This is a genomic window from Actinomadura roseirufa (assembly GCF_900659635.1).
Taxonomy (GTDB): Bacteria; Actinomycetota; Actinomycetes; order Streptosporangiales; family Streptosporangiaceae; genus Spirillospora; species Spirillospora roseirufa.
Map to the genome: position 1 here is coordinate 31,436 of NZ_CAACVB010000027.1, position 23,165 is coordinate 54,600.

Sequence of the window (23,165 nt, forward strand, 5' to 3'; positions counted from 1 at the left end):
CCGAAAACGGATGAAGCCTGGTCGAGGCCGGATGCACGTCCGACGATTGTGTGTGCATGCCCGGACACGTTCCGCCTTTCACTTACATAAGCGGCAGCTGATCAGGTCAACGAGCGGTCGGGGTCGACCTGTAGTAGCCCGTCGTGCGGCAGGGCCTTGCCGTGATCTGGGACGCCGGGATCGCCGTGCGGAACATCGTTCACTGTCGTGCGCGAATGGGTGTTATGGGTCGGGGGTGGTGTTGTGGGCGGGGGCGGGGGGTCTTGGTATTTCTACTGTTGGGGCTTCTACTTGTTCGGGGAGTCTGCGGAGGGTTTTTAGGAGGGCTGAGGCGCTTTGGAAGCGGTCGTCCGGGTCCTTGCGGAGGGTCAGGGAGAGGGCTTCGCGGAACTCGGGGGAGATGCGTAGGCCGGAGAGGTCTATGTCTTCGTTCATCAGCTTGGCGACGACGACCTGGATTGGTCCCTGTCCCAGTGGGTCCTGGCCGCTGAGGCTGTAGCACAGGGTCATTCCCAGTGCGTGGATGTCGCCGCGGTGGTCCAGGTCGTCGCCGGTGAGCGCTTCCGGGGCGAGGTAGGCCGGGGTGCCGATGACCATGCTGGGCGACGTCAGGCGGGGTGAGTTGATCGTCCTGGCGATGCCCAGGTCGATGAGGACGGGGCCCCGTTCGGGGTGCAGCATCACATTGCTGGGTTTGAGGTCCAGTCGGAAGATGTGGTGGTGTTCTAGGTATTCCAATGCCTCCGCGAGCCCGATCGCCATTCGAGCGGCTTCGGCCGCGGTCAGCGGGCCGTTCTCGGTGACGTGTTGGGACAGACTCATGCCCGGGACGAACTCCAGGACCAGAGCGAGCAGATCCTCGGTCGAGACGACGTCGTAGCAGCGCACGATGTTGGGGTGTTCCAGGCGGGAGGTTATCTCGGCCTCGCGCCGTGCACGGGCCAGCATGCCGGGTTCCTCGCGGAGCGCGGTCCGGAGCATCTTGACGGCGACCGTCCGGCCGAGGAGGCGGTCGTGGCCGGACCACACCTCGCTCATGCCGCCGGCTCCGAGTGCCGAGACCAGTTCGTAGCGGCCGCCGATGACGGGGGTGGCCGGGTTGGTGTGGACGCCGGTCGTGGTGACGTCCAGTGCGGCGCGTTCGCTCTCGTATCGCAGGGCGAAGCTCAGCAGGGTTTGGCGGACGTCTCTGGCGACTCTGTAGACGCTTTCCTGGGCGTCGGAGACGTCGCCGTAGATGGTGGCGTGGCCGTCGCCGCGTCGCAGGGTCTCGACCACGCCCTGGTCGGCCAGGTGTGCGAGGAGGCGGTCGACCGAGCGGCGGGAGACTTGCAGGAGGGGGTCGAACTCGGCGTCCCGCTCTTCTTGGAAGAGGTCCGATGCCCGGATCGGCTCGCCCTCACTGCGGAGGACCCAGTCCACGACGTAGTAGGCGCTGAGGCGGCGGCGGTCCTCGTCTATGGGAATCGGGAACAGCGGGGCGCCGTCGGTGCCCGTCATGAAGTCGCGGAGGATGTTCTCCAGGCGGGCGTAGAAGCCTATGAGCGGGGCGTCGCGCGGGCTGACCTCAAGGATCGGCGCGTGGTGCTGCCAGGACACGAACTCGTTGAACTCCTGTAACAGGCGGCGGGGGACGCCCCGTGCCTTGAAGCGCAGGTAGTCGCCGAAGATGCGCAGTTGGTCGGCTTGGTCCTCCTGCCCGGGTTCGACGGTTCCCGCCAGCAGGCGTTCGACCGCGTTCCAGGCGCACGGGACGTACATCCGCCAGCCGAAGACGCTCTCGTAGACGCTGTTCCCGCGTGAGGCGTCCTTGATGACGCGGTCGTGCAGGTCGGGGCCGGCGACGACGAGGAAGTGCACGCCCGGCATCGTGAGGACGTTCTTGATGCCGCCGAGGAGCTTCTCGACGGCGACGAGGCCGGCCTCGCCCTCACTGAGCTTGTCCGCCTCGTCGAGGACGACGACCAGCCGCAGCCGCCGCATCGTGGCCCTGGGCCAGGGCCAGATGCGGCGTAGGGGGCTCCGGGGCGGGGAGGGGACGGAGCCGTTGAGGTCGAGCAGCGACACGATGCGCATGATGTCGTGCTCGACGTCGGTTTCGGAGTAGGCGAGGAACTGGGCCTCGGTCGCCAGGGAGCGGGTCCGTTTCGCGGACATGGTCAGCTTGGGGACGATGGCCTTGAGGACGGAGCCGCCGGCAGTTTCTCCGCCGACGGTGCGTTCGACCGCGTCCGATCTGGTCTCCTTGAAGGACAGCGACGTGCGCATGTAGGCGAGCAGCAGTGACCGCTGGGTCTCGCGCGGGAGCCGTGCCAGGAGCCCCTGGTCGTGGAGCGCTTCGAAGATCCGGCGGACGATCGCGAACAGGAGCCGGTCGGTGTCGGTGGACCGGGCGACGCTGAGCACGACGGGCAGGACCGCCTCGGACCGCCCTGCGTCGTGGAGCAGCGTGTCGAGGGCCCGGAGGACGGTGGTGGACTTGCCCACGCCGCGAAAGCCCGTGACGAGGAAGGCGCCGCCCCGCGAGTAGACGATGCGGTCGCGGAGGTCGTCCGCCAGGTTCTCGTTGCCCAGCAGCGGGATGGAGGTCTCACCGGTGCGGAGGGGCTCGTGTACGTACCGGAACGAGCGCTTCAGTCGCAGGATCAGCAATCCGTCACCCCTGGCGTCGTCCTGGGCGGTTCTCCATGTCAGGAGGGTGGGCCCTGGGGTGGGGACAGGAGGGGTTGGCTGGTGGCTGTTATCTGGGCTCTCCTGCTACTCCAGCTCTGGCCCTCCTTCGCCACGATCGTCAGGACGGTCGAGGCGAGCAGGCCCGCGCTGGTGCCCCTGTCCAAGTAGGGGGCGGTGTTCGTGCTGTAGAGGACGACCTCATGCTCGATCGCGTAGCGGACCTGGGTGTAGCTGACCCAGTAGTGGTGCAGGTCGGCGATCTGGCGCAGGCCGGTGAGGACGACCAGGGCGGCGCCCAGGACGGCGGCGACGGTCGCGCTGTTCCAGACGCCGGCGGCGACCGGCACGGCGGCGGCGGTCAAGAGGGTGATGGACTCGAAGGCGAAGTAGGCGTTCCGGGCCCTCTTGGCCGAGCGGGCATACCAACGCCACTCTTGCGTGACGAGGGGTGGGAGTTCCGTGCCGTCGGCGGTTCCCATCTGCATCCAGTGTCCGCGGGCGTCGTTCCAGCGGGACTTCCTGCTCGGCCACATCCCATGCCTCCGGCCTGCCGTTCCTCCTTTCGATGGTGCGCGCTCCGTCGCGGCTCCCGGGGAAGGGTGTCCGCTGATGGCCAGATGCTCTCGTCAGCGTTGGCTGCGGGCGGTCCGGCGCAGGTCGTCCACCCATTGGGCGGGGATCTCCCAGGGGATGAAGTGGCCGCCCTTCTCGTGGGCCTTGAGGTTGACGAGGTTGTACCAGGGGGCGCGGTCGCCGTCCAGGAAGTTCTGGACGCGCTGGTCCGTGGTGACGCCGGGCGGGTTCTCGTGGCCGACGAAGGTGATGCCGGTCGGCGCCTCGACGACGGGGGTGCGGTCGTGGGAGGGCGTCCAGGGGTAGCGGTTGTTGTTGGCGTAGGTGCGGATGGACGTGCCGATCGAGTTGGTCGCCCAGTAGATCGTGGCGTGGGTGAGGATGTCGTCCCTGGTGCCGAGGGTTTCGGGGGCGCTCCAGGTCGTCCAGCGCCGCAGGAGCCAGGCGAGCATGCCGGCGGGCGAGTCGGACAGGCCGTAGGAGAGCGTGCTCGGGTCGAGGACGTGCACGGCGAGGTGCACGGCGAAGCGCTTCTCCAGGGCGAGCAGCCGGGCGTGGACGTCCGCGGGCAGGCCGTCCGGGATGGGACGGCCGCCGCTGAGGTCCCACCCCCGGTCGCCGTTGAAGAGGGTGAGCTTCTGGCCCGAGCCGATGTGGATGAAGTCCAGTTCGTCCGCGTACTTGTGGCCGAGCTGACCGGTGACGAGGGCGCCGACGTCGCAGCCCGCGGCGGCGTAGCGGGCGTGGCCGAGGATCCGGGTCATGAGGACGTGCCAGAGGTCGGCGACCTTCCAGTAGTTCATGTCCGGGTGGTCGGGAAGTGGGCCGGAGAACCCGAATCCGGGGAACGAGGGGACGATGACGTCGAACGCGTCGGCCGGGTCACCGCCGTGGGCGGCGGGATCGGCGAGGGGGTCGACGACCTTCGACCAGTGCCAGAACGTCCAGGGCCAGCCGTGCGTGAGGATCAGCGGGGTCGGGGACGGGCCGACGCCGGGCCGGCGCATGAAGTGCACCGGGACGCCCTCGACGTCGACGTGGTGGTGCTCGTAGGCGTTGATCGCCGCCTCGGCCTTGCGCCAGTCGTAGCCGGTGCGCCAGTGGTCGACGAGATCGCCCAGACGGGCGCGGCCGACGCCGTAGTACTCGTCCTCGTTGCCGGCGTCGTCGGGCCAGCGGGTCTGGGCGAGGCGGTTCCGGAGGTCGGTGAGGACGTCGTCGGGCACGTGGATCGGGCTCTGTACGGTCATGGGGCCAATTTATATCAGTTGCTTATGCATCTACCCTGGCCCTGCCCGGGTGCGCACGCGTGTCCGGGACCGCCCGGCGCGGGCGCTCCGGGCCCGCCGCCGCCAGGACGGCCCGTTCCGATAATTGCCGCCGGGGATTCGATGGCGTTCTCGATCACGCTCACCGGTGCGCTCCGACGATAAAACGATCTTCATTCGCGCATGATCATCGCCGCGACGGCCGCTCCGGGCTCGCGCCGGATCTCGCCGGGGCCGGGGCCCGTGGCTCATTCCGGCGCGGAGCGAGCGATCGGTCCGGCCTCCCGGCGCGTCCGAGGAAGATCACGCAGGCCAGGGCGGTACGGGCGACGCCGTCCACCGCCGTGCGGCCGGACTCGCCACGGGACGGCACGCCCCGGCCCAGGCAAAAGAGCGATCCCGACCCGGATCATTCCATTCGACTCAAGTGCATTTCGGATACGGCTCGCCGCGAGGAGGCGGGCCCTCGCTCCGGCGAATTCACCCCCACCAGGCGGTCCCTTTTCTTTGGCAAGGCACTTCGAAGGCCGACGAGCCCGGTGCCGGGCGCGTCAATTCGGAGGCGCCCTCCGCGTTTCTGCGATGCGGAATCCGAATGAGATTCAGGTGACCGTCTTGCGGCCCCGCAAGGGGCCTTGACTTTGCCGAACCCTTTATGGCTAGCGGAATGGGCTCGAGTCCCTTACCCGCCACGGTGGGTCACGAAAACCCTTCCCCACAAGGGCTCTGGGTCACCGGGCCGACGGCCGTCCTGGGCGAACACGACAAGGTTGATCACGAGATCGGTCCCGTTCATCAGAACTTCACAAAAGATCATTTGTCCATATCCAGCCCTTGCGCCGCGCAGGACGGCTCGGGCGATACTTGGCGCCAGGTACTCCGGCCCGAGTACCGGATGGCCGTAAAGGGAGTGATGCCATAGCCCCGCTGGCATGTGCGGTCATAACGACCAACCCACCCCGAATCATTTCCTGGCATGCGCCAAAAAAGGAGTCATCATGAACCGTTTCATGGATCGTCTGGTCGAGCGTATCGCCCCCAAGTCGACCGGCTCTGCTTGCAGCAGCGGCTACTTCTGCAACGCCGCCGGTCACCCGGGCTACTGGTTCCGGTTCTGCTGCACGCAGACCGGCTGCGAGTGGACCTACGTCGGCGGCTGCTGATCTGACCGCGGCAACGAAGCCGGGTGGTGGCCTCGCGCCGCCGCCCGGCGCCGCTCTGTCCCCCTTTGGAGGTTTCCGATGCCCTTCCTGGTGGCCGCCGTCGTGCTCGTCGGCGCGCTGGGCCTGCTGAACCTGCTGCTCACGCTCGGGGTTCTGCGCCGGCTGAGGGCGCGCGCCGGAACGTCGCCGGGCGGGATGCCGTCGGCCGGTACGTCGCCGGCGCTCGGTCCGGGGGCGCCGGTCGGGGAGTTCACGGCCGTGACGAGTGCGGGCGATCCGGTGTCGGACGAGACGCTGAGCGGGCTCGTCGGATTCTTCTCCGCCGACTGCGACGCCTGCCACGCACTGCTGCCCGGCTTCGTCGAGCGGGCGCGCGCGCTGGGCGCGGAGAACGTGCTGGCGGTGATCGGCGGTCACGACCCCGAGACCGTTGCGACGCTGACCCCGGTCGCGCGGGTCATCCTGGCGGAGCCGGACGGCGGCCCGGTCGCACGCGCGTTCCGCAACGTCTGGACGCCGTCGTTGTACATGGTGGGCGAGGACCGGCGGATCGTCGCGTCGGGGGCGCGGTTCGAGGAGCTGCCCGAACTCGACCGGGACGGGCGGTGATCGCCCTTCGGGCGGCCGCCGTCGCGGCCGGGGCCGCGGCGGTGGCCGCGACCGGGGCCGTCCTGGTGGCACGGCGGCGCTTCACGCTGACCACCGTGGACGGCCCGAGCATGGAGCCGACCCTGCGATCGGGCGACCGCCTGCTGGTGCGGAAGACGACGCGGGTACGGCGCGGGCAGATCGTCCTGTTCAAGAACCCGAAGGACGAGGGCGTGCTGCTCCTCAAGCGGACCGTGGCCGTCCAGGGAGATCGGCTGCCCACAGAATGGTCGTTCCCGGACATCGAGCAGATATCTGGACGAACCGTGCCACCCAGCTCCTACGTGGTGCTCGGCGACAACCGCCCCACGAGCTTCGACTCCCGGCACTTCGGCTTCATTTCGAGGGAGAGCCTCGTCGGCGTGATGCTGCGCCGGGTGTCCTGAGGGCCGCCGGTCGCGCCCGGAACGGTGATGACCGGGCGCGGCCGGCCATGATCGTCAGACCCCCTCCCCCACGTTGGCGGCCAGGGCCCCCGGTGGTCAGGCGGGGTCGGCGAGAAGGCGCGTCCCGGTGCGGAAGGTCTGCCGGTACGCCGAGGGCGGGACGCCGATCGTCGCGACGAGGTGCTGGCGCAGCGACGCGGCCGTCCCGAAGCCCGCCTCGTCCGCGATGCGGTCCACCGGCAGGTCGGTGCTCTCCAGGAGACGGCGCGCCAGCTCGACCCGCTGCTGGGTGAGCCACTGGACGGGCGTCATCCCCACCTCGTCCCGGAACCGCCGTGAGAAGGTGCGGACGCTCATCCGCGCGTGTCCGGCGAGTTCGGCCAGCGTGAGGGGCCTTTCCAGGTGTTCGAGGGCCCACGCGCGCGTCGCGGACGTCGTGGCCGCCGACGGCTTCGGGACGGGCCGTTCGATGAACTGGGCCTGGCCGCCCTCGCGCCACGGCGGCACGACGCAGCGGCGGGCGACGCGGTTGGCGACCTCGCTGCCGTGGTCGCTGCGGACCAGGTGCATGCACAGGTCGATGCCGGCGGCGACACCCGCGGAGGTGAGGACGTCGCCGTCGTCCACGAACAGCACGTCCGGATCGACGTTGACCAGCGGGAACATGCGCTGGAAGCGCTCGGCCTCGGTCCAGTGGGTGGTGGCGCGGCGGCCGTCGAGCAGGCCCGCGGCGGCCAGCACGTAGGACGCGGTGCAGATCGAGACGATCCGGGTGCCGGGGCGGATCGTCGCGAACGCCGCCGCCAGCGGGGCGGGGAACCATTCGCGGTCGTCGGGGCCGTAATCGAACGGCGGGACGACCAGGGTGTCGGCGGCCGGGATCGCCTCCAGACCGTGCTCGACGGCCACGGCGAAGTCGGCGTTCGTCCGGACGGGTGAGCCGTCGATGCCGCAGGTGACGACCTCGTACAGGGGTTCTCCGGTGTCGCTCACGGCGGTGGAGAGGATCCGGCCGGGGATGCTCAGCTCGAAGGGATAGACGCCGTCGAGCGCCAGCACGACCACACGATGCATGGCCGAATCCTCCCATACCCCGGTTTCCGGCCACCACGTGCACGTGCATCTGCACTTGCCGATACGATCAAATGGACCGGGCCGACCGCGGATTCCAAGGAGCGTCGTTGACCGCAGGACAGGGCCAGGCCGCGCGGTCCGCCGCCGTCCGCGTCCGCACACCCGCGATCAGGCGCATCCTGCTCGGCGCCCGGCTCCGGCGGCTGCGCGAGCTGAAGGGGCTGTCGCGCGAGGAGGCCGGCTACGCGATCCGGGGCAGCCACTCCAAGATCAGCCGGATGGAGCTCGGCCGGACGGCGGTCAAGGAACGCGACCTGGACGACCTGCTCGTCCTGTACGGGGTGACCGACGACGCCGAGCGCGGCGCCCTCCTGCGGCTCGCCCGCGAGGGCAACGCGCGCGGCTGGTGGCACCGCTACGGCGACGTGATCCCCGCCTGGACGCACCAGTACCTGGACCTGGAGGAGGCCGCCGCCTCCATCCGCGTCTACGACCCCTGCCAGATCCCCGACCTGCTGCAGACCGAGGAGTACGCGCGCGCGAGCCTCGCCATCCGGGACGGGATCCGCAGCGGCGAGACCGTCCTGGAGATGGAGGAGAGGATCGGTGCCCGGCTCATGCGCCAGCGCCTGTTCAAGCGGTCCACGGGACGGACGCTCTCGGCCGTGGTGGACGAGGCGGCGCTGCGCCGCTTCCTGGGCGGTCCGGACCTGATGCGCGGGCAGCTGGAGCACCTGGCCTCGCTGAGCGGGTCCGACCGGGTGGACGTGCGGATCATGCCCGCCCTGCGCAGGCCGGTCGTCACCGCGACCCGCGCCTTCACGGTGCTGCGCTTCCAGGAGCAGGCCGTCCCGGACGTCGTGTACGTCGACATGCTGACGACGGCGCTCTACCTCGACAAACCCACCGAAAGGCGGGCCTACGAGCGGATATGGGACCGTCTGGCGGCGCAGTGCCTTCCTCCCGCGGCGAGCCGCCGCTTCCTGGACGAGCTTCTCGCCTCCCTCTAGAGCTCCCTTCTAGAAAAGGGCGGGGTTGGCGGCCGGGCCCTCGGTGTTCAGCAGGACGAGCGTGCCCCGATGCTCCGGTGCGAGCGAAGCCCGGCGGTGCGGGGCGAGGGCCGCGCGGGCGCCCGCGAGGGACGCGGCGCCGCACGGGCCCGACCGGACGCCGAGCCCGGCGAGATCACGGGCCGCGCGGGCGGCCTCGGCGTCGGAGACGGACACGGCCGCGTCGAGCCCCGCGCGCAGGTAGGGCCAGGCCAGGCCGGACGGGGTGGCGCAGTTGAGCCCCGCCATCGCCGTCGGGCCGGTCTCGACCGTGACGGGACGGCCCCACGCCAGGCTGGTCAGGACGCAGGGCGCCGCCTCGGGCTCCACGGCGAGGACGGTCGGCGCGCCTCCTCCGGACCGGTGATGGACGATGGCGGCCTGGGCCAGCGACCCCACCCCGGCGGGTACGGCGATGAGACCCGTCTGGGCCGCGCCCACGGCCCGGAGCTGGTCGTCGATCTCCGAGAACAGGGTGGAGTAGCCGTCGACGATCCACTGGGGCACCCGGTCCCGGCCCGGCGCCCCCATGTCTTGAGCGGAGCCCGTGTCTTGAGCGGAGCCCGTGTCTTGAGCGGAGCCCGTGTCCTGGACGAGCAGGGCGGACGGATCGGACGCGGCGAGCGCGGCCGCGCGCCGGACCGCCTCGTCGTAGGGCGCCGGGACCGGCGTCAGCCGCGCCCCCTCCGCCGTGATCGCGTCCTGCGCGGCGGGGTGGACGCCCTCGGGGACCAGGATCTCGGCGGGGAGGCCGAGGAGGCGCGCCACGGCGGCGACGGCGCGCCCATGGTTGCCGTCGGTGGCGGTCACCAGCCGGACGGGCGGCGCCGCCGCGAGCCGTTCCCGCAGGTCGTCGAGGGGGTCACCGCCGGAGACGCCGCCCGGGCGCAGCGGCAGGCCGAGACGGTCGAGCAGCGCCCGGTACACGCCCCAGGACGCGCCGAGGATCTTGAAGGCGGGCAGGCCGAGGCGCAGCGACTCGTCCTTGACGAACACGCGGTCCACGCCGAGCTCGTCCGCCAGGGCCGGTAGCTCGGCGAGCCGAGTCGGCGCGTAGCCGGGGAGGGCCGCGTGGAAGGCGGCGGCCGCGCGGGGCGGGCGCGGGCACGTCCACGCGCGAGCCGTGGGACGGGCGAACCATGACCGTCCGGCCAAGGGCGTACCGAGGGCGAGCGAGGAGGCTGTGGCCATACGGCCACGCTGCCCCATCGGCCACTCATCGGTCCAGCGCAACTTTCCGAGCGATAATCATGAACAAACCCGATGATTCGGGAGGCCGGCCGTGCTCGATCTCCACCGGCTCAGGCTGCTTCGCGAGCTGAAGCACCGGGGCACGCTCGCCGCCGTGGCCGCCGCGCTGTCCTACAGCCCCTCGTCGATCTCGCAGCAGCTCGCCGTCCTGGAGCGGGAGGCGGGCGTGCCGCTGCTGGAGCCGGTGGGGCGGCGCGTCCGGCTGACGCCGCAGGCCGAGATCCTGGTCGCGCACACCGAGGCCGTGCTGGAGCGGCTCGAACGGGCCGAGGCCGACCTCGCCGCGTCCCTGGCGGGGATCACCGGCGTCCTGCGGATCGCCGCGTTCCAGACCGTGACGCTCGCCCTGGTCCCGGCCGCGCTGACCAGTCTGCGCCGGGCCCATCCGAGGCTGCGGGTGGAGGTGGCGCAGCACGAGTCCGAGCGCGCGCTGCCGGCGCTGCTCGCCCGCGACTTCGACCTGGTCGTCACCGAGGAGTACCCCGGCGACCCGGTTCCGCGCCCGGCGGGCGTGGAGTACGAGGCCCTCGGCGAGGACGAGATCCGCCTCGCACTTCCGGAGGAGCTCTCCGTTTCCCTGTCCGTGCCGCCACGTACCGGAGTCGCCCTCGACGAGCTGGCCGATCAGCCGTGGGTGATGGAGCCCGCGGGCACCGCCGCCCGCCGCTGGGCCACCGGCCTGTGCCGGGACGCGGGGTTCGAGCCGGACGTCCGCTTCGAGTCGACCGACCTGCTGCTGCACCTGCGCCTCGTGGAGCGAGGCCACGCGGCCGCGCTGCTGCCGGACCTCGTGTGGTCCGGCGACCCCAGGGGGATCACCGTCCTGCCGCTGCCCGTGTCGCGGCGCGCCCGCCGGATCTTCACCGCGACACGCCGGGGCGGGGGCGCCCATCCCGCCGTGCGGGCCTGCCGGGAGGCGCTGAGCGCGGCATTTGGAGGCCGGAGCTAGCCTCGTCTACAACACCCCCTTTCTCCCTGAAATCCCCTTTGACCTGGAATGATCCGCTCCTGCCTCATCTTCGCCGCCCAGGGGGTAGGGGGAGGTCTACGGGTCGGCTACGGGAAGACCCCACCAAGGTTGGGGGTTTTCCCTGATGGCGATGAGTTCGTCCGGTCGGCAGAGTCGTAGATAGCGGAGAAGGGGGAGAGAGGGCCCCTCAGGAAGAAGGCACGCGATGTCAGACACGTTGAGCCTCACCACACTGACCACGACCGACCTGGCCGAGATCCTCTTCAGCTCGGGTCTGCAGGCGTCGGACCATCCGTCCGCCGAGCAGGTGCGCCTGGCCATCGACGCCCGGCTGTGCGCCTGCGGCGGCGACCGCTCCGTCTGCACGGGCCTGGTCGCGCAGGAGGCGGGGGACCACCCCGAGACCTACGCGCCGCGGATGCGCTGGGCGCTCTCCACGGTGTCCCAGGCGTACGCGACCGCGGCCTGAGGCGGACCGCACCGCTCAAGACCACACGGACCACGAGGAAGAAAGGCCACCACCGGCCACCCGAGGGGAAAGGAAGAGCTCCGATGCGTTCACGCTTCACCGAAAGGCGCGAGGACATCGTCCCCCGCTCGCTCCGCGACCTGATCGCCACCGAGGCCGCCCAGTCCGCGGACGAGAAGCGCCGCCAGCGCTCACGCAAGATCATGACCCTGCGGCGCAGAACGTGATGACCGATCTCCAGGCGCGCCCGCGCCGCCGGACGGCACGGCCGACCGGCGGCGCGGCCGTGTCCGGCACCGGCGAGTCCAATACCGCCGTGTCCGATACCGCGGCTCAGTGCGACTTGGTCTTGGTCTTCTTGGGCTTCTTGCGCTTCTTGTGACCGCCCGACTCCCACTCGTAGCCCGGCGTCCCGTTCTTGCAGTACCGGTCACTGACCCTGGTGTCGGTGGCGTCGTGCTCGCACCACCGCTTCTCTGAGCAGGCGGAGAGCCCGAGCCCGGCGACCAGCACGGTCACCGCGAGCACGGCGGAACGGGTCTTCAACATGATCGGCCTCTCCCGATGCGGAATCCGCGACCGGCCGAGGGTAACCCACGCCGCCGCTGACCAGACGGGACGGTCCGCGCCGGCCCGGGCCGCGGGAGCGGGCCGCGAACTATGCTGGCGGCCGTGAGCGAGAGGGCGTGCCCGTGAACGGCCGGCCGGACGGCGAGGCGACCCGCGACGAGGACGGCACGGTGGACGGCGGGGCGGGCGGCACGGCCCGCCGGCGGACGGCGCGCTCGGCCGCCGCGCGGACGGCCCCGGACGGCGCCGGGGGCCGCGAGTACCGCATCGTCGAGCTCGCGCGCGCCGCGGGCGTCCCGGTGCGGACACTGCGGTACTACCAGGAGCGCAAGCTGCTGCCGCCGCCGCGGCGCGCCGGGAGGGTCGGCCTGTACGGCGACGGCCACCTGGCCCGGCTCCGCGTGATCGGCGACCTGCTCGAACGCGGCCACACCCTGGAGGGCATCCGGGAGCTGCTGTCGGCGTGGGAGCAGGGCCGCGACATCGGCGCGGTGCTCGGCGTCGACACGGCGGGGGCCGCGCCCTGGTCGAGGGAGGTCCCGGTCACGCTGACGCTGGACGAGCTGGCGGGCCTGTTCCAGGACGAGATCGACCCGGCCGCCCTCGAACGGGCCGCCGCGCTCGGCCTCATCGAGGTCGACGGCGACCGCGTCACCCACTGGAGCCGCCGCCAGCTCGACGCCGCCGTGGCGCTCGCCGGCGCCGGGGTGCCGCTGCGGGACCTGCTGTCGGCGGGGCAGGAGCTCCAGCGCCGCATGGACGACCTGGCCGCGCTGTTCGTCCGGCTGATCGCGACGCACGTCGCCCGGGACCGCGGCGGCCAGGACCCCGGCGATCTCACCGACACGCTCGCCCGGCTGCGGCCCGGCGCCCAGCTCACGGTCGAGGCGGGCTTCGCGCGCGCCCTGGACCGCCAGGTCCGCGCCGTGATCGACCAGCTCCCCGGCCGCCTGGCCACCCCCTGACCCGCGAGTACGGGCCGGAGCCGGCGTCACGCGTCCCCTGCGCCCAGGTAAACCACTGCCTACCTGATCATGACGGGTCGCGGGCCTGGGGGGCGTTGGACGATCATTAGCGTGGTGTCCGTGTCCGGATGCCGCCCGACCATGCCGCTCATCGTCCTCGCCGCCGGCGCCGCGCTGTCGGCGCCGGTCCCCGCGAGCGCCGGAGCCGAGGGGGGTCCGCGGATGCCGTCCGTCCCGGGGAAGGTGCCGGGCGAGCCGTCCCGGCCACGGAACCCGTGCCGGTCGAAGGACCACCCGGAGATCGCCGAGCGGCTCGGCGCGCGGATCCGCGCGGCGCTCGCGGGCCGGGCCGGGACCGTGTCCGTCGCGGTCGCCGACCACGGCCGCGGCCTTCGCTGCGCTTTGGCCGCGGATCGCCGCTACGACTCGGCGAGCGTGGTGAAGGCGACCGTTCTCGGCGCGCTGCTGCGGCGGGCCGCCGACGAGCACCGCGCGCCGACGGCCGCCGAACGGTCCCTGGCCCACGCGATGATCACCCGTTCGGACAACCGCGCGGCGTCCACGCTGTGGCGTTCGCTCGGGCGGGAGCGCCTGGCGCGGTTCGCCGAGCGCGCGGGGATGTCCCGCACCGTGCTCGGCCCCGGCGGCTACTGGGGACTCACCCAGATCACCGCGCACGACCAGCTCGAACTGCTCGCCCGCTTCACGCGGCACAACGACCTCCTGCCGGACCGGGCCCGCGCCTACGCGCTGCGGCTGTTGCGCGAGGTCGTCCCGGCGCAGGGCTGGGGCACGCCCGCGGGCTGCCCGCACGGGGTGACCGCGCATGTGAAGAACGGCTGGCTGCCGCGGCACGGCCGGTTCTGGCGGGTGCACAGCATCGGCGCGTTCGAGGGTCCCGGCCGGTCCTACACGATCGTGGTGCTGACCCGGGACACGCCGTCCATGGCCTACGGCGTGACCACGATCGAGCGCGTCGCCCGCGCCGTGCACCGCACCCTCAACCCCGGCATGCGCGCGGCGATCGGCGACGATGCGGCCGGTGCCGCGCCCGGCGGCGTCCCGGCGGCGTCCGACGGTTCGGTGCCGCCCGGCCGCTGAGGCCGCGACGCGCCCCGGCGAGCCGCGATACTGGGGGCATGGTCGACGACGAGCGCTGGAAGGCGCGTTTCCGTGCCGCCCGGATGAGCCTCCCCCGGTGGGCGCGGGACGCCCCCCACCGCAGCATGTACCGATCCAACGCCACGGGCACCTGGGAGCTCTACGTCTGGGACCGCGAGACGGGCGAGCGGCGGCAGGTGACGCGGCGGCCGAACGGCACCTCGATGGGCGTCCTCGACCCGGCCGGCACGTCGCTCTGGTGGTTCGCCGACACCGACGGCGACGAGTTCGGAGTGTGGCGGCGCGTCCCCTTCGAGGCGGCCGAGGGCGCCGAGAGCGTCCCGGCCGTCCCCGGGCTGGAGCCGTCCTACCCCGCCGGGCTGGCCCTCGGCGCGAGCGGCCTGGCCGTCGTCGGCCGGACCACCGAGGCCGGCAACACCGTCCACCTGTGCCGGCCCGGCGCGGCCCCGGAGGTCCTCTACCACCACGCCGAGGACGCGCACATCGCCGCGATGTCGCGGGACGAGACGCTGATCGCGATCGGGCACAGCGAGCACGGCGACAGCCGCCACATGGCGCTGCGCGTCGTCCGCCCGGACGGCCGCACGGTCGCCGACCTGTGGGACGGGCCCGGCCGGGGCGTGTACGGCCACGGGTTCTCGCCCGTGCCGGGCGACCCGCGGCTGCTCGTCGGGCACGAGCGCCGCGGCCGCGACGAGCCCCTCATCTGGGACCCGGTCGCCGGGACGGAGCGAGAGATCGTCCTCGACCTGCCCGGCGAGATCGGCGCGAGCTGGTACCCGGACGGATCCGCGCTGCTGATCTCCCACTCCCACGAGGCCCGCGACGAGCTGTACCGCCACGACCTCGGCACCGGCGAGCTGCGGCGGATCGACACCCCCCGCGGGGTGATCTCCGGCGCGGCCGTCCGCCCCGACGGGACCGTCGAGTTCTCGTGGTCGTCGGCGGCCGAGCCGCCGGTGGTCCGCTCGTCGTCCGGCGCGGTCGTGCTCGCACCGCCCGGCCCGCCGGCGCCGCCGTCGGTCCCCGTCGAGGACGTGTGGGTGGACGGTCCCGGCGGCCGCATCCACGCGCTGGTCAGCGCCCCGGCGGAGGGCGAGCGGCCCTTCCCCGTCGTGTTCGACGTCCACGGCGGCCCGACCGCGCAGGACGACGACTCGTTCACCCCGTCCGCCGCCGCCTGGGTCGACCGCGGATTCGCCGTCGTGCGCGTCAACTACCGGGGGTCGACCGGGTACGGCTCGCAGTGGCGCGACGCCCTCGAAGGGCGGGTGGGCCTCACCGAGCTGGAGGACGTCACGGCCGTCCGCGACTGGGCGGTGTCCAGCGGGCTCGCCGACCCCGCGCGCCTCGTCCTGACCGGGGGGTCATGGGGCGGGTTCCTCACGCTGCTCGGCATCGGCACGCGGCCGGACGACTGGAGCGTCGCGGTCGCGGCGGTGCCCGTCGCCGACTACGTCGCCGCCTACGAGGACGAGATGGAGGGGCTCCAGGCGTTCGACCGGTCGCTGTTCGGCGGCTCGCCGGACGAGGTCCCGGAGCTGTACCGCGCGTCGTCCCCGATCACCTACGTGGAGCACGTCCGGGCGCCGGTGCTGATCCTCGCCGGGGAGAACGACCCGCGCTGCCCGATCCGGCAGATCGACAACTATCTCGGGCGGCTCGCCGAGCTGGGCCGTCCCCACGAGGTGTACCGGTACGACGCGGGACACGGCTCGCTGGTCGTCGAGGAGCGGATCACGCAGATGGCGGCGGAGCTGGACTTCGCCTGCAAGCACCTCGGGCTGCGTTGATTTGCAATCCCGGCCCAAGGGCCCTCGCCTGGCGGCTCGCGCCCTTGACCGTGCTTGTGCGAGCGCGAATCGCTTCGCTCGCGTGACGGCCCCCGTCCAGCCCGCCCCTAGGCTCGGACTTCTCTGATGATTCCTACCAGTTCTCTGGTTACGGACTTGAAGCCTGGGAGCCGGGACATCGACACCATCCGGCTCACCAGCGGAACGGTCCGCTCGACGAGGAGGTAGGTCTTGCGGCAGCCGGGCGAGCTGTCGTGCACCCAGTACAGGACCAGCCCCATCGAGTAGATCCACAGCAGCTCCGGCAGCTCCGCCCGGAAGTCCTTGTCGATCTTGAGGTCGGAGCCCTCCACCACCTCGCGGTAGATCGCGACCGCCGAGTCGCGCGCGGGCCCCGACTCGGCGCTGAACGGGTTGAGCGGGGACGTCGGCTCGGCCGCGAACTTGAAGAACTTCCCGGCGAACTCGTGGTAGGGCACCATCGTGTCGACGCGGGCCTTCAGTACCCCGAGCAGCCTCGGCGCGAACTCCCGCTCGGCGTCCAGCACCGCCCGGCAGGCCGCGACGTGCGACTCCTGGAGCTCGTCGTAGTACGCCTGGATCAGCTCCTCCTTGGAGCCGAAGTAGTAGTAGGCGTTGCCGACCGAGACGCCCGCCTCCTTGGCGATCACGCGCATCGTGGTCGCCTCGTAGCCGCGTTCCCGGAACAGCCGCAGCGCGGTCTCGACGATCAGGGCCCGCGTCTGCTCGGACTTCACGGCCTTCGTCTCGGTCACGCATGCCAGCCTAAAGCCCGGTGCCCCGTGCCGCCCACGGCGCGTGCCCGTCACCGCGCACATCACCTCCCCGCCCACGACCGGGCGATCACCGGCGGGATTCTCCTCGCCTGACCGGCGCGCCCGACGTCCGCCCGGCGCCGCGGTCAGCCGTGCAGCTCGGCGGCGACCAGTTCGGCGGTCTGCGCCGAGTTGAGCGCGGCGCCCTTGCGGAGGTTGTCGCCGCACAGGAACAGGTCGAGGGCGTGCGGGTCGTCGAGGGAGCGCCGCACGCGGCCCGCCCAGGTGGGATCGGTCCCGACGACGTCGGCCGGGGTCGGGAACTCCCACCGCTCGGGGTCGTCGCAGAGCACCACCCCCGGCGATCCCGCGAGGATCGCCTGCGCCTCCCGCTGGTCGACCCGCTCGCCGAACACGGCGTGGACCGCCACCGAGTGCGCGGTGACGACGGGCACGCGGACGCAGGTCGCCGCGACCCGCAGGTCCGGCAGGCCGAGGACCTTCCTCGCCTCGTGCCGGATCCGCATCTCCTCCGAGCTCCACCCGCCGTCCGCCGGGGCGCCCGCCCACGGGACGACGTTCATCGCCAGCGGCGCCGGGAACGGCCCGAACTCGCCCACCACCCCGCGGACGTCACCCGCGCGGTTGCCCAGCGCGCGGTCGCCGCCCACCTTCTCCATCTGCGCGTACAGGGTGTCGATGCCGTCCCGGCCCGCCTCGGAGGCCGCCTGGTAGGACGCCACGACCAGCTCCCTCAGCCGGTACCTGCGGTGCAGCGCCCCGATCGCCACGATCATCGCCAGCGTCGTGCACCCCGGGCTCGCGACGATCCCCCGGGGACGGTCCCGGACCCGCGCGGGGTTCACCTCCGGCACGACCAGCGGCACGTCCGGCGCCGCGCCGAACGCGCCGGACCCGTCGACCGCCACGGCGCCGCGCCCGGCGGCGACCGGCGCCCACTCCGCCGCCACGGCAGCGGGGACGCAGAACATCGCGATGTCGGCGCCGTCGAAGGCGTCCGGCGTGAGCGGGGCCACCTCGGCGGATTCGCCGCGCACGGTGAGCGTCCGCCCGGCCGACCGCGGCGAGGCGACCAGCCGGATCTCGCCGTACACGTCCCGGCGGGTGGACAGCAGCCCGCGCAGCACCGTCCCGACGGCGCCCGTCGCGCCGACGACGGTGAGGGTCGGGCCCCCTCCGGTCGTCCCTCCGGCCGGCTCGGCAGTGGAGCCCATGGTCGTACTCACCTCTCGTCATCGAGCCGCGTCCGCACGTCCATCCACTGAACTCCCGCCGGACGCCGCCGGTTCCCGCGCGGGGCACGTTCCACCCTGCTCCCAAAGGGCGAGCGACTTAGCGCCACATGACACAACAAAGCGGGCCGCGTCCGGAGGGGAGGGAAGACCCTCCCCGTCCGGGCACGGCCCGCGAGGTTCTACGGATCAGCGGCCGGTGCCGCCGTACACGACGGCCTCGACCTGCTCGGCGTCCAGGTCGAACGCCCGGTGCGCCGCGGCGACCGCGGTGTCGATGTCGTCCTGCGCCACGACCACCGAGATGCGGATCTCCGACGTGGAGATCATCTCGATGTTCACCCCGGCGTCGGCGATCGCGGCGAAGAACATCGCCGTCACGCCCGGGTGCGAGCGCATCCCCGCCCCGATCAGCGACACCTTGCCGATCCGGTCGTCATAGCGCAGCGTCTCGAACCCGATCCGCTCCTGGAGCTTGTTCAGCGCGGTCAGCGCGACCTGCCCGTCGGTGGACGGCAGCGTGAACGAGATGTCGGTCCGCCCGGTGGAGGCCGCCGACACGTTCTGCACGATCATGTCGATGTTGATCTCGGCCTCGGAGAGCACCGTGAAGATCGTGGCGGCCTCACCGACCTTGTCGGGCACCCCCACCACGGTGATCTTGGCCTCGCTCCGGTCGTGCGCGACGCCGGAGATGATCGCCTGCTCCATGTCGTGTCCTTCGATGTCGCTGCTGTCGACGACCCACGTGCCCTCCTTCTGGGAGAACGAGGACCGCACGTGGATCGGGATGTTGTAGCGGCGCGCGTACTCCACGCAGCGCAGATGCAGGATCTTCGCGCCGCTCGCCGCCATCTCCAGCATCTCCTCATAGGAGATCCGCGGGATCTTGCGCGCCGGGGGGACGATGCGCGGGTCGGCGGTGAACACGCCGTCCACGTCGGAGTAGATCTCGCAGACGTCGGCGTCCAGCGCCGCCGCGAGCGCCACGGCCGTGGTGTCGGAGCCGCCGCGCCCGAGCGTGGTGATGTCCTTGGTGCCCTGCGAGACGCCCTGGAACCCGGCCACGATGCAGATCGAGCCCTGGTCCAGCGCCGTGCGGATCCGGCCCGGCGTCACATCGATGATCTTGGCTTTACCGTGCGAGCCGTCGGTGATGACACCGGCCTGGGAACCGGTGAACGAACGGGCCTCGTGGCCCAGGTTCGCGATGGCCATGGCCAGCAGCGCCATCGAGATCCGCTCACCGGCGGTGAGCAGCATGTCCAGCTCACGGGCCGGCGGCAGCGGGCTGACCTGCTTGGCCTTATCGATGAGATCATCCGTCGTGTCGCCCATCGCGGACACGACGACGACCACGTCGTTGCCCGCCTTCTTCGTTGCGACGATGCGCTGGGCGACCCGCTTGACGCACTCGGCGTCCGCGACGGAGGAGCCACCGTACTTCTGCACGACAAGGGCCACGGGTGGGCGCTCCTCGGTTCGGGGTCAGGCGTACTCGGCGTCGAGTCTACCGACGCCGACACATTGCATCACGAGCAGGTAACTCCCACCTGTCCCCACCCACCTCCTCGAAGGCCCTCACATCGAGCGGGGGCGGATCCTAGCCTGGGAGGCGGATCCGGCAGGGAGAGGCGGGGCCATGTCCGTTGACCAGACCCACGAGACCATCGGTGTCAGGCTCGCGCGGATACGCAAACGGCGGGGATTGACCCAGCACGGCCTCTCGCAGAGGGCGAACTACGCCCGTTCCCACATCGCGCAGGTGGAGGTCGGGCACAAGGTGGCGACCCCGGCATTCGTGGCGGCCGTCGCCGCCGCCCTCGGCGTCGACCCGTCCGAGCTCTATGGGCAGCCCTATATGGAGGACCCGCGCCGAACCGGGGTCCACACCGCGATCACGGCGATCCGCCGGGCGATGGCGCACCTCGACGTGGGCCCGGACCTCGACGGGCCGCCCCGCACCCTCGCACGGCTCCAGGCGGAAATCTGCGTCGCGCTCCGGCTGCGGCACGCGGCCCGCCACGCCCAACTCGCGGCGCGTCTGCCGTCCGTCATCGAGGAACTGACCTGGCACGCCTACGAGACGGAGCGGCCGGACGCCTGGAGGATGCTGAACCGGGCCCATGGCCTGGCCGCCTCCCTGACCCGCCGCCTGGGCTACAACGACCTGGCCGCCCAGATCATGGAACGCGCGGCCGCGTCCGCGCGGAACTCACAGGACCCCCACCTGCCGTTGATGATGACGCACCGCCGCGCGCTGCTCATGATGAACGTCGCCGTGTGCGGACCGGCGGTGCGCCTGCTGGAGAGGTCCGTCGACCAGGTGGATCAGCGGCGCCCCGACGCGGCCGAGGTCGCGGGGTCGCTTCACCTCCGTGCGGCCGTGATCTGCGCCCGGAACCGCCGGGCGAGTGCCGCGTGGGACCACTACGCCCAGGCGACGGAGATCAGCAAGGCGGCGGGCTCTCCCTCGCTGGACGAGCACGGCACCGACTTCAACCCCGGCAACATCGCCGTCCACGGCGCGGCGATCGCGCTGGAGCTGGGCGACCTCGACGAGGCCGCGCGCCGTGACCGGGCCATCGTCCGGACGACCCTGGCGGGGCTGGCCGCCGAACGCCGCGCGCATCACGAGCTCGACATGGCGCGTGTCCATGTCGAGACCGGCGCTTATGGGAGGGCACTCGACCGGCTGCTCAGCGCCGAGAAGACCGCGCCGCAGATGGCCCGCTTCCACCCGACGGCGCACTCCGTGGTGGACCGCCTCGTCGACGTGCACCGCACCGTCCCCGACCCGCTACGCCGCCTGCACACGAGAATGGCCAGGTAGCCCACCGCCGGATCCGTGGTCAAGCCTCAGGGTGTTCCGTACTGGAACACCCGGGAGCGGCGCCGGGCGGCATTGTGCACGCCATGTCGAAGTCACCGAATGTCATTGAATATACGCGGAGCGCATCGAACGAGCTGTTCTCGTGGAATGTGGTGGGGGTGGACGGAGGGAACCGCCCCTGTGGGGTGAGCTGGGTGTGCGCGGAGGCCCGGCGGGACGAGGCGGGCGGTGCCGTCGTCTGGACCGGGCCGTGACCTCCGTACGGCACCTCGGCCGACTCGCGCCCTATGCCTTGGCCGCTTCTTGGGAGACGTCCAGGCGGGCGTTCGCGACGATCGCGTGCAGCGCCCGCAGCGCGGCTCCGGCGTGGTTGCCCCAGTGGTTGAAGTAGGAGTACTGCCACCACCACAGCGCCTCAAGGGGACGGTCCTGGTTGTAGTGGCGCAGGCCGTGGACGAGGTCGCTCGCGACGTCGACGAGATCGTCCGACAGCCGGTAGGACGTGGGCTCGGTGTCCTTGTAGGGATCGAAGACCTCGACGTACTCGTCGAGGGTGGCCAGCCGCTCGGACAGGCCCTGGCGGACCGCGTCCAGGTCGGGGTCGTCACCGATCTCCGGCTCCCAGTTGTCCGGCAGGATCACGTCCGGGCTGGCGCCGAGCTGCGCCCCGGCGAGGATCACCTGCGACACCTCCAGCAGGAGCAGCGGGACCGTCCGCGTCCCGCCGTCGCCGCGCGCGACGGCCTCCAGGCCGTCGAGGTAGTTGTCCACGTGGCACGCGACACGCTCGGCGAGGACGTTCCAGTCCTGCGGGCTGTTGGCGTCAGACATCGAGCAGCCTCCGTCCTTCGAATGCGCGGCCCAGCGTCACCTCGTCGGCGTACTCGAGGTCGCCGCCCACCGGCAGGCCGCTGGCCAGGCGGGTGACGGTGAGGCCCATGGGCTTCACCAGCCGTGCGAGGTACGTGGCGGTCGCCTCGCCCTCCAGGTTCGGGTCGGTCGCGAGGATCAGCTCGGTCACCGTGCCGTCGGCGAGCCGCTGCATCAGCTCGCGGATGCGCAGGTCCTCCGGTCCGACGCCCTCGATCGGGCTGATCGCGCCGCCCAGCACGTGGTAACGGCCGCGGAACTCCCGGGTCTTCTCGATCGCGACGACGTCCTTCGACTCCTCCACCACGCAGATCACCTGCGGGTCGCGGCGGGCGTCACGGCAGATCCGGCACTCCTCCTCCTCCGCGACGTTCCCGCAGGTCTTGCAGAAGCGGACCTTGTCCTTGACCTCCTTGAGCGCCTTGCCCAGACGCTCGACGTCGGCCGGGTCGGCGGCGAGGAGGTGGAAGGCGATCCGCTGCGCGCTCTTGGGGCCGACGCCGGGCAGCCTGCCCAGCTCGTCGATGAGGTTCTGGACCACCCCTTCGTACAACGGACCCTCCCCTTCACTCGATGTTCACCGCTCCGAGCCACCGCGTGGCCGCGCTCAGGCGCCCGGCGCGCCTCCGGGCCCGCCGAGGCCGGGGAAACCGCCCGGCAGCCCACCGGGCAGGCCGCCGCCGCCGAGGCCGGGCAGCCCACCGCCGCCGAGACCACCGAGACCTTCGGCGAAGGGTCCCATCTTCTCCTGCTGCAGCTCGCGCGCCTCCCGGGACGCGTCGCGGATCGCGGCGAGCACCAGGTCGGCGATCGTCTCGGCCGTGTCGGCCGGGTCGTCGGGGTCGACGGCCTTCGGGTCGATCGTCAAACCCGTGACCTCACCCTCGCCGTTGACCGTCGCGGTGACGAGCCCGCCGCCCGCGGAGCCCTTCACCTCGGCCTCCGCCAGCTCGCGCTGCGCGGCGAAGAGCTGCTCCTGAACGGCCTGGGCCTGCTGGAGCAGTTCCTGGATGTTCAACTGACCACCGGGTTCCACGGTGCACTCCTTAGTCCGGCCCCGTCGCGGGCCTTCTGTCCGGCGGAACGCCGTCCACCGGACGACGTCCGTCCTCCCGAGACTACGGGGTCGGCCGGTGATGCGGTACGTCCGGGCGTCCCGCGCGCCGACTCCGCTCAGGTGTTGTCGATCTCACGGATGATCTGGCCGCCCAGCTCGCGCTGGATGAGCGCCATCCCGCTCATCTCGGCCTCGCTGCCGTCGGCGTCGGCGTCGCCCTCCGGGTCGACCTCGTCGCTCTCGTCCACCGGTCCGGGGTCGGGCGGCGGGGGTTCGTCCGGCGGCGGGGGCAGCGGCCCCAGGTCGTTCTGCGGCCGCGCGGGCGGCCGCTCGGGGGGCCGGCTCTCCTGGACGGGCCGCGCGGGCGGCGGCGACGCCGGCCCGGATCCGCCGCCGAATCCC

General features: G+C 71.9%; 23 protein-coding genes and 1 pseudogene. 11 read left to right on the top strand and 13 right to left on the bottom strand.

Annotation, left to right across the window (positions count from 1 at the left end; genetic code table 11):
• Positions 1–222: 222 nt before the first annotated feature.
• The 3 genes from E1291_RS08840 to E1291_RS08850 all read right to left on the bottom strand — a co-directional run bounded on the left by E1291_RS08840 (position 223) and on the right by E1291_RS08850 (position 4,496).
• A complete protein-coding gene (locus E1291_RS08840; RefSeq protein WP_131737249.1) occupies positions 223–2,652 on the bottom strand; it encodes a serine/threonine-protein kinase in 2,430 nt (809 codons plus the stop codon).
• A gap of 38 nt (positions 2,653–2,690) precedes the next feature.
• Positions 2,691–3,152: a DUF4231 domain-containing protein gene (locus tag E1291_RS08845; protein ID WP_165495025.1), complete on the bottom strand. Its 462-nt coding sequence runs from the start codon at positions 3,150–3,152 to the stop codon at positions 2,691–2,693.
• 147 nt (positions 3,153–3,299) lie between these two features.
• Complete coding sequence (locus tag E1291_RS08850; protein ID WP_131737251.1) at positions 3,300–4,496, bottom strand: epoxide hydrolase family protein; 1,197 nt, start codon at positions 4,494–4,496, stop codon at positions 3,300–3,302.
• Positions 4,497–5,512: 1,016 nt separating this feature from the next.
• Here E1291_RS08850 and E1291_RS41860 point away from each other — a divergent pair.
• The 3 genes from E1291_RS41860 (at position 5,513) to lepB (ending at position 6,711) form a co-directional block, all read left to right on the top strand.
• A complete protein-coding gene (locus E1291_RS41860) occupies positions 5,513–5,677 on the top strand; it encodes a hypothetical protein (protein WP_165495026.1) in 165 nt (54 codons plus the stop codon).
• A 78-nt stretch (positions 5,678–5,755) separates the two neighbouring features.
• Positions 5,756–6,286, top strand: coding sequence for a peroxiredoxin family protein (locus E1291_RS08855; RefSeq protein WP_131737252.1), 531 nt, complete (start codon positions 5,756–5,758; stop codon positions 6,284–6,286).
• The gene (lepB, locus tag E1291_RS08860) at positions 6,283–6,711 is read left to right on the top strand and encodes a signal peptidase I (protein ID WP_207400638.1); all 429 of its coding nucleotides are present in this window, start codon (positions 6,283–6,285) and stop codon (positions 6,709–6,711) included. The genes E1291_RS08855 and lepB overlap by 4 nt, the downstream gene beginning before the upstream one ends.
• A gap of 96 nt (positions 6,712–6,807) precedes the next feature.
• On the opposite strand, the gene E1291_RS08865 is transcribed toward lepB, so the two are convergent.
• Positions 6,808–7,785 (bottom strand): GlxA family transcriptional regulator, encoded by a 978-nt coding sequence (locus E1291_RS08865; protein ID WP_131737253.1) that lies wholly within the window; start codon positions 7,783–7,785, stop codon positions 6,808–6,810.
• Between the two features lie 107 nt (positions 7,786–7,892).
• Here E1291_RS08865 and E1291_RS08870 point away from each other — a divergent pair, with 107 nt between their 5' ends.
• Entirely contained in the window at positions 7,893–8,795 is a 903-nt protein-coding gene (locus E1291_RS08870; protein WP_242614032.1) for a DUF5753 domain-containing protein, read from the top strand.
• A 9-nt stretch (positions 8,796–8,804) separates the two neighbouring features.
• On the opposite strand, the gene E1291_RS08875 is transcribed toward E1291_RS08870, so the two are convergent.
• Positions 8,805–10,025, bottom strand: coding sequence for a pyridoxal-phosphate dependent enzyme (locus E1291_RS08875; RefSeq protein WP_131737254.1), 1,221 nt, complete (start codon positions 10,023–10,025; stop codon positions 8,805–8,807).
• Between the two features lie 91 nt (positions 10,026–10,116).
• Here E1291_RS08875 and E1291_RS08880 point away from each other — a divergent pair, with 91 nt between their 5' ends.
• From E1291_RS08880 to E1291_RS41865, 3 genes are all read left to right on the top strand, one after another.
• On the top strand, positions 10,117–11,034 hold the full coding sequence (locus E1291_RS08880) for a LysR family transcriptional regulator (protein WP_131737255.1): 918 nt from the start codon (positions 10,117–10,119) through the stop codon (positions 11,032–11,034).
• 226 nt (positions 11,035–11,260) lie between these two features.
• Entirely contained in the window at positions 11,261–11,524 is a 264-nt protein-coding gene (locus E1291_RS08885; protein ID WP_131737256.1) for a hypothetical protein, read from the top strand.
• Positions 11,525–11,607: 83 nt separating this feature from the next.
• Complete coding sequence (locus tag E1291_RS41865) at positions 11,608–11,751, top strand: hypothetical protein (RefSeq protein ID WP_165495027.1); 144 nt, start codon at positions 11,608–11,610, stop codon at positions 11,749–11,751.
• Between the two features lie 106 nt (positions 11,752–11,857).
• Here E1291_RS41865 and E1291_RS08890 read toward each other — a convergent pair whose 3' ends face one another.
• On the bottom strand, positions 11,858–12,073 hold the full coding sequence (locus E1291_RS08890; RefSeq protein WP_131737257.1) for a hypothetical protein: 216 nt from the start codon (positions 12,071–12,073) through the stop codon (positions 11,858–11,860).
• 137 nt (positions 12,074–12,210) lie between these two features.
• Here E1291_RS08890 and E1291_RS08895 point away from each other — a divergent pair, with 137 nt between their 5' ends.
• From E1291_RS08895 to E1291_RS08905, 3 genes are all read left to right on the top strand, one after another.
• Entirely contained in the window at positions 12,211–13,059 is an 849-nt protein-coding gene (locus tag E1291_RS08895) for a MerR family transcriptional regulator (protein ID WP_242614033.1), read from the top strand.
• Positions 13,060–13,179: 120 nt separating this feature from the next.
• Positions 13,180–14,160 carry a serine hydrolase gene (locus E1291_RS08900; RefSeq protein ID WP_242614034.1) on the top strand — a complete coding sequence of 327 codons (981 nt, stop codon included), beginning with the start codon at positions 13,180–13,182 and terminating at the stop codon, positions 14,158–14,160.
• A gap of 38 nt (positions 14,161–14,198) precedes the next feature.
• Positions 14,199–15,974, top strand: a complete 1,776-nt coding sequence (locus tag E1291_RS08905) for a S9 family peptidase (RefSeq protein WP_131737258.1) — start codon at positions 14,199–14,201, stop codon at positions 15,972–15,974.
• A 107-nt stretch (positions 15,975–16,081) separates the two neighbouring features.
• Here E1291_RS08905 and E1291_RS08910 read toward each other — a convergent pair whose 3' ends face one another.
• The 3 genes from E1291_RS08910 to E1291_RS08920 form a co-directional block, all read right to left on the bottom strand.
• The gene (locus E1291_RS08910; RefSeq protein ID WP_131737259.1) at positions 16,082–16,750 is read right to left on the bottom strand and encodes a TetR/AcrR family transcriptional regulator; all 669 of its coding nucleotides are present in this window, start codon (positions 16,748–16,750) and stop codon (positions 16,082–16,084) included.
• A 146-nt stretch (positions 16,751–16,896) separates the two neighbouring features.
• Complete coding sequence (locus E1291_RS08915) at positions 16,897–17,985, bottom strand: aspartate-semialdehyde dehydrogenase (protein WP_131737260.1); 1,089 nt, start codon at positions 17,983–17,985, stop codon at positions 16,897–16,899.
• A 207-nt stretch (positions 17,986–18,192) separates the two neighbouring features.
• Positions 18,193–19,467 (bottom strand): aspartate kinase, encoded by a 1,275-nt coding sequence (locus tag E1291_RS08920; RefSeq protein WP_131737261.1) that lies wholly within the window; start codon positions 19,465–19,467, stop codon positions 18,193–18,195.
• Positions 19,468–19,645: 178 nt separating this feature from the next.
• On the opposite strand from E1291_RS08920, the gene E1291_RS08925 reads away from it, so the two are divergent.
• Positions 19,646–20,836, top strand: coding sequence for a helix-turn-helix domain-containing protein (locus tag E1291_RS08925; protein WP_131737262.1), 1,191 nt, complete (start codon positions 19,646–19,648; stop codon positions 20,834–20,836).
• 285 nt (positions 20,837–21,121) lie between these two features.
• On the opposite strand, the gene E1291_RS08930 is transcribed toward E1291_RS08925, so the two are convergent.
• From E1291_RS08930 to E1291_RS43825, 4 genes and pseudogenes are all read right to left on the bottom strand, one after another.
• Positions 21,122–21,667, bottom strand: coding sequence for a DUF5063 domain-containing protein (locus E1291_RS08930; protein ID WP_131737263.1), 546 nt, complete (start codon positions 21,665–21,667; stop codon positions 21,122–21,124).
• A complete protein-coding gene (recR, locus tag E1291_RS08935; RefSeq protein WP_131737264.1) occupies positions 21,660–22,259 on the bottom strand; it encodes a recombination mediator RecR in 600 nt (199 codons plus the stop codon). Before recR ends, E1291_RS08930 begins: the two co-directional genes overlap by 8 nt.
• Before the next feature lie 54 nt (positions 22,260–22,313).
• A complete protein-coding gene (locus E1291_RS08940) occupies positions 22,314–22,742 on the bottom strand; it encodes a YbaB/EbfC family nucleoid-associated protein (protein WP_131737265.1) in 429 nt (142 codons plus the stop codon).
• 137 nt (positions 22,743–22,879) lie between these two features.
• Positions 22,880–23,165 (bottom strand): annotated as a pseudogene (locus tag E1291_RS43825) (DNA polymerase III subunit gamma and tau); the annotation flags it as partial.

Bases quoted from the DNA above. Each gene is read 5' to 3' on its own strand.
- E1291_RS08925 (WP_131737262.1), top strand. From the start codon at position 19,646: ATGTCCGTTGACCAGACCCACGAGACCATCGGTGTCAGGCTCGCGCGG.
- E1291_RS08845 (WP_165495025.1), bottom strand. From the start codon at position 3,152: ATGGGAACCGCCGACGGCACGGAACTCCCACCCCTCGTCACGCAAGAG.
- E1291_RS08885 (WP_131737256.1), top strand. From the start codon at position 11,261: ATGTCAGACACGTTGAGCCTCACCACACTGACCACGACCGACCTGGCC.
- E1291_RS08930 (WP_131737263.1), bottom strand. From the start codon at position 21,667: ATGTCTGACGCCAACAGCCCGCAGGACTGGAACGTCCTCGCCGAGCGT.
- E1291_RS08890 (WP_131737257.1), bottom strand. From the start codon at position 12,073: ATGTTGAAGACCCGTTCCGCCGTGCTCGCGGTGACCGTGCTGGTCGCC.
- E1291_RS41865 (WP_165495027.1), top strand. From the start codon at position 11,608: ATGCGTTCACGCTTCACCGAAAGGCGCGAGGACATCGTCCCCCGCTCG.
- E1291_RS08905 (WP_131737258.1), top strand. From the start codon at position 14,199: ATGGTCGACGACGAGCGCTGGAAGGCGCGTTTCCGTGCCGCCCGGATG.
- E1291_RS08865 (WP_131737253.1), bottom strand. From the start codon at position 7,785: ATGCATCGTGTGGTCGTGCTGGCGCTCGACGGCGTCTATCCCTTCGAG.
- E1291_RS08850 (WP_131737251.1), bottom strand. From the start codon at position 4,496: ATGACCGTACAGAGCCCGATCCACGTGCCCGACGACGTCCTCACCGAC.
- E1291_RS41860 (WP_165495026.1), top strand. From the start codon at position 5,513: ATGAACCGTTTCATGGATCGTCTGGTCGAGCGTATCGCCCCCAAGTCG.
- E1291_RS08915 (WP_131737260.1), bottom strand. From the start codon at position 17,985: ATGGGCTCCACTGCCGAGCCGGCCGGAGGGACGACCGGAGGGGGCCCG.
- E1291_RS08875 (WP_131737254.1), bottom strand. From the start codon at position 10,025: ATGGCCACAGCCTCCTCGCTCGCCCTCGGTACGCCCTTGGCCGGACGG.
- E1291_RS08855 (WP_131737252.1), top strand. From the start codon at position 5,756: ATGCCCTTCCTGGTGGCCGCCGTCGTGCTCGTCGGCGCGCTGGGCCTG.